A 12,957-nucleotide genomic window follows, 5' to 3' on the forward strand; every position below is an offset into this window, starting at 1 on the left:
CGGACGGTCCTGCGCACGCCGGACGGCGCCTGCCGGTGGCCGGCGGGCACTGATCGGGCGGACGGGGTTTCGGGTCTCCCCGGGTCGCGCCTTCGGGTGGCGGACCGCTCGGAGCGCGCTCGGGTGTGCGCTCGGAGAAGGGACGGGGCAGTGCGCGGATCATGACGCGATTCGCGCGAATCGATCGAAATCGGTCGAGTCGCGTCATGATCCGGCCTCCTCCGCGTCTCTTGGATGCGGCGCTCCAGCCGCCTCCCTCCTTCCCGACCCAGCGACCCGACTCACGATTGAGAAGCCCGATGTCCCCTCGCGACCCGCAGCGTGCGCAGCCCTCCCGGCGCCCGCTGCTCCGTCGCGCGCCCCGGCCCGAGCCCGTGGACGAGGTCTCCGACGGCGACCTCGTCGAGCGGTCCCGGTCGGGGGACGAACGCGCCTATGCGGAGTTGTGGCGCCGGCACTCCCGCGCCGGCCTCGCCGTTGCGCGGTCGGCGTCCTCGAGCATCGACCCGGACGATCTGGTCGCCGAGGCGTTCACGAAGATCTTCCAGGCGGTCCAGAACGGCAAGGGCCCGCAGGTCGGCTTCCGCCCCTATCTCTTCACGACCATCCGCAACCTCGCCGCGTCGTGGGGCAGGGACCGCAAGGAGACCCCCCTCGAGGACGCCGAGACCATCCCGGACCCCGAGACCACCGAGTCGACGACCCTGAAGGCGCTCGACCGCTCGCTGACGGCGCAGGCCTTCCGCTCCCTCCCGGACCGGTGGCAGGAGGTGCTCTGGTACTGCGACGTCGAGCAGCTGAGCCCGGCGACGGTCGCCCCGCTCCTCGGCCTCGCGCCCAACAGCGTCTCCGCGCTCGCCTACCGGGCGCGGGAGGGGCTGCGCCAGGCGTGGATCCAGGCGCACCTCCAGTCCCTCGACGAGGACTCGGAGTGCCGGTGGGTGACCGACCGGATGGGCGCCTACACGCGGAACAAGCTCGCCACCCGCGACACCGTGCGGTTCGAGAAGCACCTCTTCTCCTGCGCCCGCTGCACCATCGTGCTCGGCGAGGCCGAGGAGGTCGGCTCGCGCCTCGCTCTCATCGTGCTGCCCCTGACCGTCGGGGCCGGCGCTGCCGCCGCGTACGCGGCCTGGATCCAGGGCGGCCACAACGCCGTCGCGGCGACCGCCGGAGCTGCGACCCCCATGCCGTCCTCCGTCTCGAGCGCCGTCTCCTCCGCGGGCGCGTCCGGCGGCACGGCCGCGGGCGGCGCGGCGAGCGGGGTCGCGATCGCGGGCTGGACGACGGGAGGCGCACTCCTCGCCGCCGCGGCGGTCGCCGGAACCTTCGTGCTCGGACCACAGCTGTTCCCCTCCAGCGGCGACCACGGGCCCTCGGCCCCGATCGTCGCGGCCGCCCCTCCGTCGTCGGCCGGGGGAGCGCCGGGTGGCGTGGCGAGCGGCCTCCCCCAGACGCCCGTCGTCGCTCCACCCGCGAACCCGCCGGTGACCCCGCCCGCGACTCCGCCCGCGCAGGACGCGCCCGCCGACCCGGCCCCGACCGCACCGTCGACTCCCGCCGCACCGAAGACGCCCGCCGGCCCCGCGACGCCCGTCGCGCCGACGAAGCCGACCACGCCCACGAATCCGACGAATCCGACGAACCCGACGAACCCGCAGCCGCCGCTCGCGCCCGTCGTCACGTCGCCGTGGGATGCGACGCGCGCCACCTCCGCCACGTTCGTGGACATCGCAGGCACCGGCACCCCGGGCGCCGTCGTCTCGGTGGTCGCGCAGCGCGCAGGCACTGCCCGCGCCGCCGCCACCTCCACGGGTACCGGCGCCGCCTCCGCCACGGGTACCAGCGCCGCCTCTGCCGCCCCGGTCCCCGCCACCTCCACCACCCCGAACGCCTCCACTGCCTCCACGCCCCTCGGCACCGCGACCGTCGATTCCGCCGGCACCTGGGCCCTCACCGCCGACCTCTCCGCACTGACCGACGGCGCGTGGACGCTCGTGCTCGTCCAGGCGACGACGGCCGGCTCCTCCGCGCCCACCGTGCTCGGGCTCATCGTCGACCGGACGGCGCTCCCGCCGGTGATCACGTCCGTCGACACCGGCTCCGGCGACCTCGCCGGCCGGATGGCCCCGATCGTCTCCGGGACCGCCGAGCCCGGTGCCAGCGTCGTGGTCTCCGACGGCGACCGCCCGCTCGCGACGGTGACGGCCGACGCGACCGGAGGCTGGAGCACCGGGGAGCTGATCCTCGCCTCCGCGAACTACTCCCTCACCGCGCGCCAGACGGATCCGGCGGGCAACGTCTCCGAGCCGTCTGCGGTGGTGAACGGCACCGCGAGCGTGCCCGGTGTGCTCGCGGTCGGAGCGCCCCTCTCCGTGATCCTCATCGTGCACGACGCCCCGGGCGCGACGGTCGAGGTGTGGGTGGACGGCCTCTCGACCGGCAGGACCATCACCCTCGACGACAGCGGAAACGGCTACACGGCGTTCGTGCTGGAGCCGGGCGAGCACCGCGTGGGCGCGGTCGTCGTCTCCGGCGACCGGCACGGCGTGCTGGCCGACGCGTTCGTCCGCGTCAGCCGCCCCTGAGCGCAGGCCCGACCGGGCCACCGGAGGAGATCCCGCGCGGTTCGCCCTGCATCTCCTCCGTTCCCTGCCCTTCTCGCGCGCGTCGCGGTCGGCCCCCTCCGTTACCGACGCCGGCTTCACCGGAGGAGATAGCCCGCGGCTCGCCCCGCACCTCCTCCGTTCCCTGCCCTTCTCGCGCGCGTCGCGGTCGGCCCCCTCCGTTGCCGACGCCGTCCCGCCACCCCCGCCACCCGCGCCACCCCCGCCACCCCCCGACTCCCCTGAGTCGTTCACCTGCCGGTTACCCGGCCGTCGCGCCACCGTCGTCCCCGCGGCCTAGCGTGTGCCCTACAGGAGGGGCGGAATGGGCAGGCACTACGATCTGGCGATCGTCGGCAGCGGCATCGTCGGCCTCGGTCACGCGGTGGCGGCGCTGCGCCGGGGGCTGACCGTCGCCGTCCTCGATCGCGCCTCCGGGCCGTACGGCGCCTCGGTGCGCAACTTCGGTCATCTGTGCGTGACCGGGCAGGACGGGGAGGCCAGGGCGTACGCCGAACTGGCCCGCGAGCTGTGGCTGACGCTCGCTCCGGAGGCCGGGTTCTGGCTGCGGGAGTCGGGCACCGTCGTCGTCGCGCAGGCGCCGGACGAGCTGGCGGTGCTCGAGGAGTTCCGTGAGCAGCGGGGCGGCCGGCAGGTGCGGATGCTCACGCCGGCGGAGGTGCGCGAGCGCATCCCCGTCGCCGATGGCGTCGCGATGGGCGGCGCCTTCCTGCCCGCCGATCTGCAGGTGGACCCGCGCGAGGCGGCGCCCGCGATCGTCCGCTGGCTGGATGCGCACGGCGTCGACTTCTACTGGCAGACCGCCGTCGGCGGGGTGCAGACCGGCACGGTCCACACCTCCCGCGGGCGTCTCGCCGCCGACGCGGTGGTCGTCGCGGTCAACCACGACGTCGAGCAGCTCTTCCCGGGCGTCGCCGAGGCGCACGGGATGGTGCGGTGCAGTCTCGACATGATGCTCGTCGATGCGGAGCTCGACCACCCGCTCGCCGCCCCGCTCCTCACCGGCTGGTCGCTGGTGCGTTACCCGGGCTTCGCCCGCACGCCGAGCGCCGGCGCCCTGCGGGAGCGGCTGGCGGCGGAGCATCCCGCGCTCGCCGCCCTCGATGTGAACCAGATGTACACGCAGCGGCCGGACGGTTCGCTCCTCGTCGGCGACACCCACCGCCTCGGCTCGGACGTCCCGCCCTTCCAGTCCGAGGAGGCTTTCGAGCTGCTGCTGGAGCGCGCCCGCGCCCTCTTCGGCACCGACCGGCTCCGCGTGCGCGAGCGCTGGCAGGGCGTCTACGCATCCGCCCCCGACGAGTTCCTGGTCGCCGCCCCGCAGCCCGACGTGCGCGTGGTGTCGGTGATGACGGGCATCGGGATGACCACCGGGCTGGGCCTCGCCGACCGCGTCGTCGACGAGCTGTTCGCCTCCGCCCCCGGCGTGCTGGCGACCGCCGGCGCACGCGCCCACTGACACGTCTGCACGAGACACGAGAAAGGCACCACCGTGACCCCTGACGGCCGCATCACCAGCGAGTTCGACGACACCGCCATCATCGAGCCCGAGGAGGACGAGGAGCTCGCCGACCTCGAGCTCGTCGTGCTCGGCCTGATCGGCACGACCGTCGCCGACGACGGTCTCGTCGAGCGTGCCTTCGTGCACGCGGCCGACGCCGCAGGGCTGACGACCACCGCCGGGGAGCGCGCCGCCGCGCTCGCCTATGTGCGGCGCACCCGGGGCCAGTCGACGCGCGCCGTCTTCCGCGGCCTCACGGGAGACGACGACCAGGCGGAGCACGCCAACGCCCTCTTCGAGTCGGCCTACGCCGACCTCGTCGCCGCCGAGGGTGTCCGCGCCGTCCCGGGTGCGGAGGAGCTCGTCGGCCTCCTGCGCGAGTCGGGGGTGGCCGTGGCGCTCACGACCGGATTCTCCCGCGCGACCCTGGACGCCGTTCTCGACGCGCTCGGCTGGGCGGACCTCGCCGACGCCGCCCTGAGCGCCGACGAGGTCGGACGCGGCGGCCCGTACCCCGACCTCCCGCTGACCGCGGTGCTGCGGACCGGGACGACCACGGTCGACGGCATGGTCGTCGTGGGCGACACGGCCACCGACCTCGCGGCCGGCATCGCGGCGGGCGCCGGCCTCGTGGTCGGCGTGCTGAGCGGATCGCACGACGAGCGCACCCTGCTCGACGCGGGAGCGGACGCCGTCGTCGACAGCGTCGCCGCCCTCGCCGAGCTGCTCGGCTTCGCCGACGAGGACGCCGAGTACGACGACGAGGAATACGACGACGAGGACGACGACCTCGCCGACTTCGAGGACGAGGACGAGGACGAGGACGACGACGAGGATGACGCCGCCGCCCTGGCAGTCTCCGCCGACGACCGCGCCGCCCCCGCCACCCCCTCCGCTCTCGCCCCTGCCGAGGGGTCGGCCGCCCGGTGACGATCAAAGCCGTGACCCCGCGCGTCGTCGCACCGCCGGCGAGCCTGGGGATGGGGGTCAGCGTGTATCCGTCGGCGACGGCGATGGTGTGGCCGGGCGAGGGGCACCGGCATGAGGCCGTCGCCGTCCCCGGCGTGCGTCTCGCGCCCGGTGACGTGCTGGTGGAGGTGGAGCTCGCGACCGTCTGCGGCTCCGACGTGCACACCGTGCTGGGTCACCGGTCGGCGCCCACGCCGCTGGTGCTCGGCCACGAGCAGGTCGGCCGGGTCGTCGCGCTCGGGCGGGGCGGAGCCAAGACGACCGACGGGCACCGGGTGTCGCTCGGGGAGCGGGTCGTCTGGTCGGTGGCCGTGCCCTGCGGCCGGTGCGCACGTTGTCGCCGCGGCCTCCCCCAGAAGTGCCTGAACCTCCAGAAGTACGGTCACGAGCGCATGCGCCGCGGCTGGGAGCTGTCCGGCGGTTTCGCCACGCACACCCACATCCTCGACGGCACTCCGATCGTCCCGGTCCCCGACGACCTCCCCGCCGCCGTCCTGGCCCCGGCCTCGTGCTCGACCGCGACGGTCGCGGCCGCCCTCGAGGCGGCCTCCGAGATCGTGCCGCTGGACGGGTCGCTCGTGCTCATCGCCGGCGCCGGGATGCTCGGCCTCACCGCGGCCGCCATGGCGACCGAGGCGGGCGCCCGCGTCGTCGTGAGCGACCCCGTGCCCGAGCGCCGCGAGCTCGCCCTGGCGTTCGGGGCCGCCGCGATCGTCGACCCGCGCGCTGCCGCCGACTCGCCGGTCGGGCTCGCGACCGCGCTCGCCAAGGCCGGAGGTCGCGCCGCCGCGCCCACGATCGCCCTGGAGCTGTCGGGGACCGCCGCCGCCGTGCGGAGCCTGCTCGCCACCGTGGACGTGGGAGGCGTGCTGGTGCTCGTCGGCTCCGTCTTCCCCGGACCCGACCTCGCCGTCTCGCCCGAGCAGCTCGTCCGCCGCCTCCTCACCATCCGCGGTGTGCACAACTACGCCCCGCGGCACCTGGAGCAGGCGGTCCGCTTCCTGTCCGACGGCGGCCGCCGCTACCCGTTCGCCGAGCAGGTGGGCGTCGTCTTCCCGCTGGAGGAGGTGGATGCGGCCCTCGCCGCGACCGGGCACCCGCGCGTGGGCGTGCGGCCGTAGCCGTTCCTGAGCGTTCTCACATGTTCGGTTCTCTAGGATCGAGCTCCCGAACCCCGTGAGGAACCCCCGTGATCGAGACCGTCGACCCGACCACCCGTCCCCGCACCACCGATTCCGAGGCTCAGCCGCCCGTGCCGCCGAGCCCGCCCACGCCGTCGCTGCAGCACCGGCAGCCCGGTCCGGCGAGCCGCGCCATCGGCTCGCTGATCTTCTTCAGCCGCTGGCTGCAGGCTCCCCTCTACCTCGGGCTGATCGTCGCGCAGGCGATCTACGTCTGGGTGTTCATCGTCGAGCTGTGGCACCTCGCCGAGAAGGTCGTCGTCGAGGGCAACATCAACGAGGCCGAGGTGATGCTGGTCGTGCTCGGCCTCATCGATGTCGTGATGATCGCGAACCTCCTGATCATGGTGATCATCGGCGGCTACGAGACCTTCGTCTCGCGCGTCAACACCGACGGGCACCCCGACCAGCCCGAGTGGCTGTCGCACGTCAACGCCAACGTCCTCAAGGTGAAGCTCGCGATGGCGATCATCGGCATCTCGTCCATCCACCTCCTCAAGACCTTCATCGAGGTCGGCGACCTCGGTGCCCCGGGCGCTGAGAATGTGACCGGCGACACCTACACGTCGCAGGGCGTGCTCTGGCAGGTCGTCATCCACTGCGTCTTCATCCTCTCCGCCGTGGCGCTCGCCGCGATCGACCGGATGTCGAAGAAGTCCGACGCCGGCCACTGACGCCGTCGGTGCCAGGTGGCATCGTGGAGGCATGAGCGACGACCCCCTCGCGACCTTCTTCCGCCTCCTGGCCGAGGTGCCGGTGCCGCCCGACGCCGAAGCCCTGTACGGGAGCGACCCCGAAGGCCGTCGCCGCGAACGCAACCTGCGCCGCTACCTCGCGATGCCGCACGCGCCGGTGCTGCTGCTCGGCGAGGCGCCGGGATGGCGCGGGATGACGATCACCGGCGTCCCGTTCACCTCCGTCCGCGAGGTGGAGGCCGGGGTCGTCCCCGAGCTCGCCGCGCTCGAACTGCCTCCCGAGCCGCAGGCACCGTGGGAGGCCTCCAGCCGCGACGTGTGGGCGGCCTTCCGCTCGTGGGAGGGGCCGCTCCCGCTCTCCTGGCCGGTGTATCCGCATCACCCGTTCGTCCCCGGCGACCCGCGCACGAACCGCACGCCGCGCCCCGCCGAGGTGCGCGCCGGTGCACCCGTCGCGCTCGAGCTGATCCGCGCCCTCGGGGTGGAGACCGTCGTCGCCGTGGGTCGCAAGGCCCAGGGCGCGCTTGCGGTGGCGGGCGTGGAAGCGCCGGCCATCCGGCACCCGGCTCAGGGCGGCGCACGCCAGTTCACGGAGCAGCTGCTGGCGCTGAATGCGGGGATGCGCGGCTGAGGGTTGACATCCGAATCCTTCGCCGCGTACTATTCCACACGGAATAATCACCACGGAACAATCGATCCGGAACAACACACATGACTCCCACCCCCCTCACCCCGCTCGCCGTGGCGGCGCTCGCGCTGCTCGCCGAAGGGCCGACGCATCCGTACGAGATGTACCAGACCCTCGTGCAGCGCTCGGAGGACCGGCTCGTCAAGGTGCGCCCCGGATCGCTCTACCACACGGTCGATCGGATGGCCGGCAACGGCCTCGTCCGGGCGACCGGCACCGAGCGCGAGGGCAACCGTCCCGAGCGCACCACCTACGAGATCACCGCCGAGGGCACGCAGGCCCTCCGTGAGCGGATCGCCGACATCGTCGGCACACCCGTCAACGAATATCCGGAGTTCCCGGTCGGGCTGGGCGAGTCCAACAACCTCCCCGCCGAGACCGTCGTCGCCCTGCTCCGGCAGCGCGTCTCCCTCATCCGCGAGGACATCGAGCTCCTCGACGAGGCGATCCGCAAGGTCAAGGCCAAAGGCCTCCCCGCCCGGTACTGGATGGACGTGCGCTACCTGCGCGCGATGGCGGAGGCCGACGTGGCCACGCTCGAGGCCCTCATCGACGACCTCGTCTCGGGAGAGATCTCCTGGGACGACCACAAGCAGCACTGAGAGAAAGACACCCATGGAACGAGAACTGAAGCCCTGGCCGGCCCTCTGGGCCCTGGTCGTCGGGTTCTTCATGATCCTCATCGACACCACCATCGTGTCGGTGGCCAACCCCTCCATCATGAAGGGGCTCGACCTCGGCACCGACTACAACGCGGTCATCTGGGTCACCAGCGCGTACCTGCTCGCCTACGCCGTGCCCCTGCTCATCACCGGCCGCCTCGGCGACCGGTTCGGCCCGAAGAACATCTACCTGGTCGGCCTCGTGATCTTCACGCTGGCCTCCGCCTGGTGCGGGTTCGCCGGCGACATGCCCGGCGGCGGCATCGGGATGCTGATCACCGCCCGTGTCGTGCAGGGCCTCGGCGCCGCACTCATGACGCCGCAGACGATGGCGGTCATCACCCGCATCTTCCCGCCGGACCGCCGCGGTGCGGCCATGGGCCTGTGGGGCGCCGTCGCCGGCGTCGCGACCCTGATCGGCCCGCTGCTCGGCGGCATCCTGGTCGACACCCTCGGCTGGGAGTGGATCTTCTTCATCAACGTGCCCGTCGGCGTCGTCGCGTTCATCCTCGCGATGCGTCTCGTGCCGAAGCTCCCGACGCACTCGCACAGCTTCGACATCCTGGGCGTCATCCTGTCGGCCGTCGGCATGTTCCTGCTCGTCTTCGGCATCCAGGAGGGCGGCACCTACGACTGGGGCGTCATCTGGGGCCCGATCAGCGTGTGGGGGCTCATCATCTCGGGCATCGTCGTGCTGATCGCGTTCGTGATCTGGCAGGCGATGAACAAGAAGGAGCCGCTGCTGCCGCTCCCGCTGTTCCGCGACCGCAACTTCTCGCTCTCGAACGGCGCGATCACGACCGTCGGCTTCGCCGTCACCTGCATGGCGCTGCCGCTGGTGTTCTACTTCCAGACCGTCCGCGGCCTCACGCCGACCGAGTCGGCGCTGATGCTGGCGCCCACCGCCGTGTTCTCCGGCGTGCTCGCGCCGCTGATGGGTCGCCTGATCGACAAGATCAACCCGAAGTACATCGCCGCGCCGGGCCTCCTGCTCTTCGCGATCGCGCTGTTCCTCTACTCGCGGATGCTGACCCCGGATGTGACCATCTGGTGGCTGCTCATCCCGAGCGCCCTCATGGGCATCGCGATGTCGGGCGTCTGGGGGCCGATCTCGGCGACCGCGACCCGCAACCTCCCGATGAACCAGGCGGGCGCCGGCTCGGGCGTCTTCAACACCACGCGTCAGATCGGTGCGGTGCTCGGCAGCGCGTCCATCGCCGCCCTGATCTCCAGCCGTCTCGCCGTCGACCTGCCGAAGGTCCCCGGTGGTGGCAACGTCAACGAGGCCGCCGCCGGCACGGAGCTGCCGCAGTTCCTCCACGCCGGGTTCACCCAGGCGATGTCGGAGGCCCTGCTGCTCCCCGCGGCGGTCGCCTTCCTCGGCGCGCTGATCGTGATCTGGTGGGCGAAGCCGAAGCCGCCGGCGTGGGGGCCCCGTGCCGACGCCGCGCGTGACGCTGCCGCAACCGAGGCCGCCGGTGCCTCGGCCGGGGCTGCGGGAGGCCACGGTGCGCACGCCGCGCCGGTCCCGGTCGACGCCGTGGTCCACGGATCGCACGCCGCCGACGTCCCGCCCGCGACGGACCTGTCCGACGGCGAGGAGCCGCCGCACGGCCTCCACGCCGCTCCGGTCACGGACTGACGCTCCGGCGCTCCGACAGCACGAAGCCCTCCCGCCGTTCGGTGGGAGGGCTTCGTCGTGCGTGCGGGCGCGAGCGCGCCGGGCGTCACGCCCCGGTCAGTCGCTCCAGCAGCTCGCGGTACCGCGCGGTCGTGCGCTCCACGATCTCGGCGGGCAGCTCGGGCGGGGTGCCGGTCTTGTCCCAGTTGGCCGCCAGCCAGTCGCGCACGATCTGCTTGTCGAAGCTCGCCATGCGCTCCTCGGCGGTCCCCGCGGTCGCGTAGACCTGCGCATCCCAGTACCGGCTGGAGTCGCTCGTGAGCACCTCGTCGGCCAGCGTGATCTCGCCGGTCGCGCGGTCGGCGCCGAACTCGAACTTGGTGTCCGCGATGATGACGCCGCGCTCCTCGGCGATGCCCGCCGCGCGCGAGTAGACCTGCAGCGAGAGACGGCGCAGCTCCTCCGCGATCTCGGGACCGACGAGCTCGACCGTGCGCTCGAAGCTGATGTTCTCGTCGTGCTCGCCGAGCGGCGCCTTCCACGCGGGGGTGTAGAGCGGCTCGGGCAGGCGGTCGCCGTTGCTCAGGCCGTCGGGCAGCGGGATGCCGCACACGCTCCGGCTCGCCTGGTACTCCGCCCAGCCGCTGCCGGTGAGGTACCCGCGCACGACGCACTCGATCGGGAACATGTCGAGCGGCTTCACCAGCATCGCGCGGCCGGAGACCTCCACCGGGATGCGCTCCACGACGCGATCGTCGGCGCCATCGCGGCGCAGCTCGTGGTCGGGGACGAGGTGGTTGGGAACGTCGTCCAGCTGGTCGAACCACCACAGGCTGAGCGCGGTCAGCAGCTCGCCCTTGCCCGGGACGCCCGGCGACAGCACGTGGTCGAAGGCGCTCACCCGGTCGCTGGCGACGACCAGGACGGCGTCCGCGTCGTCGAGACCGGTCGCGCCCTCGGGCACGTAGAGGTCTCGGACCTTGCCCGAGTAGCTGTGGACCCATCCCGCCAGTTCGCTCACCCGTCCATCGTAGGGGCTGGCGTCAGGCCGACTTGCCGCCGTCCACGGGCAGGACGACGCCCGTCACATACGAGGCGGCGGGGGAGGCGAGCCACGCGACGGCGGCGGCGACCTCGTCGGCGCGACCCATCCGCCCGACGGGCATCTGCGCCCCGACGTGGGCGCGAGTCTCCGCGCTCTGCGCGAGGATCGGGCCCGATTCGATGGGGCCGGGCGCAACGGCGTTGACGCGGATGCCGCCCCGGGCCTCGTCGAGGGCGGCGGTGCGGGTCAGCCCGACCACCGCGTGCTTGGCGGCGACGTACGCCGACATCCCGGGAGCCGCTGCCATGCCCGCGCTCGAGGCGACGTTGACGATCGCACGCGGCCCGTCGATGGCCCGGAGCGCCCGCAGTTCGGCGCGCATCGCCACGGCCACGCTGCGGAAGGTGACGGCGACGATCGCATCGAACTCGGCCGGATCCTGGTCGGCGAGCGGGACGGGCCGGTGGCCGCGTCCGACGTTGTTGACGCAAACGGTGAACGCCCGCTCCCGGGCCAGCCGCTCGATGGCGCCGGTGAGGGCCGCGTCGTCCGTGGCGTCCACTGCGATCGGCGCCCCGCAGTCGATCCCCTCGGCGCGCAGTGCGACGACCAGCTCGTCGAGCGCGATCGCGTCCCGGGCGAGCGGCAGGATCGTGTGGCCGTCGGCCGCGAGCGCACGGCAGATCTCCCGGCCGATGAGGCCGTTCGCGCCGACGACGAGCGCGGCGCTCACGCTGCCGCCCGGTTCCGCTCGCGCACATCCCGCCGGTCCGTCGGGAAGAGGAAGCCCGCGACGACGAGCCACGCGATCCCGCCGAAGCGGGCGATCGGCAGCAGGAACTGCAGCGGCTCGATCGCGAGCGAGAGGAAGGTCAGCTCCGCCAGCGCCGCGATCACGAGCCCCGACCACGCCAGCCAGCGCGGCACCAGTCGCAGGATGAGCGCGGGGACGGCCATCCCGGCGACGAGGAGGCCGAGACCGGTGGCGTAGCCGACGCCGCCGGTGAGGAACGCCGCGAACGAGAACGCGAGCGCGAGCCGCGGGTCGGTGGTCAGCTCGGGCCGGGAGAGCAGGAAGGTGCTGAACGCCGAGATCATCAGGAGGACCGACGCCGTCAGACCGCCGGCGAACCCGATCGAGGGGCCCGGGACGCGCACGCCCAGCCGCTGCAGGCGTGCGAAGGCGGTGGCGGCGAGGATGCCGAGCGGGACGGCCGAGCCGAACTGGAGGAGCGCGACGACCCGGAGGGCGACGGGATCCTGCTGAGCGTGAGCGGCGACGGCCGCGGCCCCCGCGTAGGGCGAGACGAACGCGTCCGGCCCGGCGGCGGCGAACCCGACGACGAGGGCGAGGAGGACGAGCGCGGCGTGCACGACGGCGAGGCCGCCGAGCGGTGGTCCGCCGGAGCGCCGCTTCGTGGGTGAATCGTTCATAAACGTAATCGTTACATAGTGTAATCGTTACACGCAACAGCTATTCTGTTCAGGTGAGCTCCCCATCCGACGCCGTGCCGCCGCGCACCGCCTTCCTGCTGGCGCAGGTCGGCGCCTCCGCCGCGGACCGCTTCCAGGCCCGCGTCGCCGCGCTCGGACTCAGTGCGCGCGAGGCCGGAGCGATCCGGATCATCGGCCAGCGGCCGGGGATCAGCCAGCGGGAGGTCGCCCACGCCCTCGGTGCGCCGCCGAGCCGGATCGTCGCTCTGCTCGACGAGCTCTCGTCGGGCGGGCTGGTCGACCGCGAACGCAACGAGGCCGACCGGCGCAACAACGCGCTGTCCCTGACCGCCGAGGGGCGCGCGATGCTGGGCCGCCTGCGCGCCGTGGCCGAGGAGCATCAGGCCGACGTGCTCGCCGCCCTCGAACCCGACGAGCGCGTCACCCTCGCGGCGCTGCTCCAGAAGCTGTCCGCCGGCACCGGTCTCACGCCCGACGGCCACCCCGGCTACCGCGGCTGACGCCGGGCGGGGG

Annotated in this window: 12 protein-coding genes; 9 read left to right on the plus strand and 3 right to left on the minus strand. The window is 73.3% G+C overall.

The features are described from left to right. The first annotated feature begins 299 nt into the window (after window positions 1-299). From BGO91_RS17935 to BGO91_RS17970, 8 genes are all read left to right on the plus strand, one after another. Window positions 300-2,588 carry a sigma-70 family RNA polymerase sigma factor gene (locus BGO91_RS17935; RefSeq protein ID WP_290474098.1) on the plus strand — a complete coding sequence of 763 codons (2,289 nt, stop codon included), beginning with the start codon at window positions 300-302 and terminating at the stop codon, window positions 2,586-2,588. 343 nt (window positions 2,589-2,931) lie between these two features. Further along, entirely contained in the window at window positions 2,932-4,086 is a 1,155-nt protein-coding gene (locus BGO91_RS17940; RefSeq protein ID WP_290474099.1) for a TIGR03364 family FAD-dependent oxidoreductase, read from the plus strand. A gap of 33 nt (window positions 4,087-4,119) precedes the next feature. Further along, complete coding sequence (locus BGO91_RS17945; protein WP_290474100.1) at window positions 4,120-5,058, plus strand: HAD family hydrolase; 939 nt, start codon at window positions 4,120-4,122, stop codon at window positions 5,056-5,058. Then, window positions 5,055-6,218, plus strand: a complete 1,164-nt coding sequence (locus BGO91_RS17950; protein WP_290474101.1) for an alcohol dehydrogenase catalytic domain-containing protein — start codon at window positions 5,055-5,057, stop codon at window positions 6,216-6,218. Before BGO91_RS17945 ends, BGO91_RS17950 begins: the two co-directional genes overlap by 4 nt. A 68-nt stretch (window positions 6,219-6,286) precedes the next feature. After that, window positions 6,287-6,952: a TIGR00645 family protein gene (locus BGO91_RS17955; RefSeq protein ID WP_290474102.1), complete on the plus strand. Its 666-nt coding sequence runs from the start codon at window positions 6,287-6,289 to the stop codon at window positions 6,950-6,952. A gap of 31 nt (window positions 6,953-6,983) precedes the next feature. Beyond that, window positions 6,984-7,604 (plus strand): uracil-DNA glycosylase, encoded by a 621-nt coding sequence (locus BGO91_RS17960; RefSeq protein WP_290474103.1) that lies wholly within the window; start codon window positions 6,984-6,986, stop codon window positions 7,602-7,604. 80 nt (window positions 7,605-7,684) lie between these two features. Beyond that, entirely contained in the window at window positions 7,685-8,263 is a 579-nt protein-coding gene (locus BGO91_RS17965) for a PadR family transcriptional regulator (protein WP_290474104.1), read from the plus strand. A gap of 13 nt (window positions 8,264-8,276) precedes the next feature. After that, window positions 8,277-9,965, plus strand: coding sequence for a DHA2 family efflux MFS transporter permease subunit (locus BGO91_RS17970; RefSeq protein WP_290474105.1), 1,689 nt, complete (start codon window positions 8,277-8,279; stop codon window positions 9,963-9,965). 85 nt (window positions 9,966-10,050) lie between these two features. Here the strand turns inward: BGO91_RS17970 and BGO91_RS17975 are convergent, their stop codons facing one another. From BGO91_RS17975 to BGO91_RS17985, 3 genes are read right to left on the minus strand one after another with little or no spacing between them, the layout of a single operon-like run. Beyond that, on the minus strand, window positions 10,051-10,965 hold the full coding sequence (locus tag BGO91_RS17975; RefSeq protein WP_290474106.1) for a phosphoribosylaminoimidazolesuccinocarboxamide synthase: 915 nt from the start codon (window positions 10,963-10,965) through the stop codon (window positions 10,051-10,053). A 22-nt stretch (window positions 10,966-10,987) separates the two neighbouring features. After that, window positions 10,988-11,722: an SDR family oxidoreductase gene (locus BGO91_RS17980; protein ID WP_290474107.1), complete on the minus strand. Its 735-nt coding sequence runs from the start codon at window positions 11,720-11,722 to the stop codon at window positions 10,988-10,990. Further along, a complete protein-coding gene (locus tag BGO91_RS17985; RefSeq protein ID WP_290474108.1) occupies window positions 11,719-12,423 on the minus strand; it encodes a hypothetical protein in 705 nt (234 codons plus the stop codon). Before BGO91_RS17985 ends, BGO91_RS17980 begins: the two co-directional genes overlap by 4 nt. A 53-nt stretch (window positions 12,424-12,476) precedes the next feature. Here BGO91_RS17985 and BGO91_RS17990 point away from each other — a divergent pair, with 53 nt between their 5' ends. Beyond that, on the plus strand, window positions 12,477-12,944 hold the full coding sequence (locus BGO91_RS17990) for a MarR family winged helix-turn-helix transcriptional regulator (RefSeq protein ID WP_290474109.1): 468 nt from the start codon (window positions 12,477-12,479) through the stop codon (window positions 12,942-12,944). Window positions 12,945-12,957: the final 13 nt, after the last annotated feature.

Source organism: Leifsonia sp. 71-9 (genome assembly GCF_001898805.1).
GTDB lineage: Bacteria > Actinomycetota > Actinomycetes > Actinomycetales > Microbacteriaceae > Leifsonia.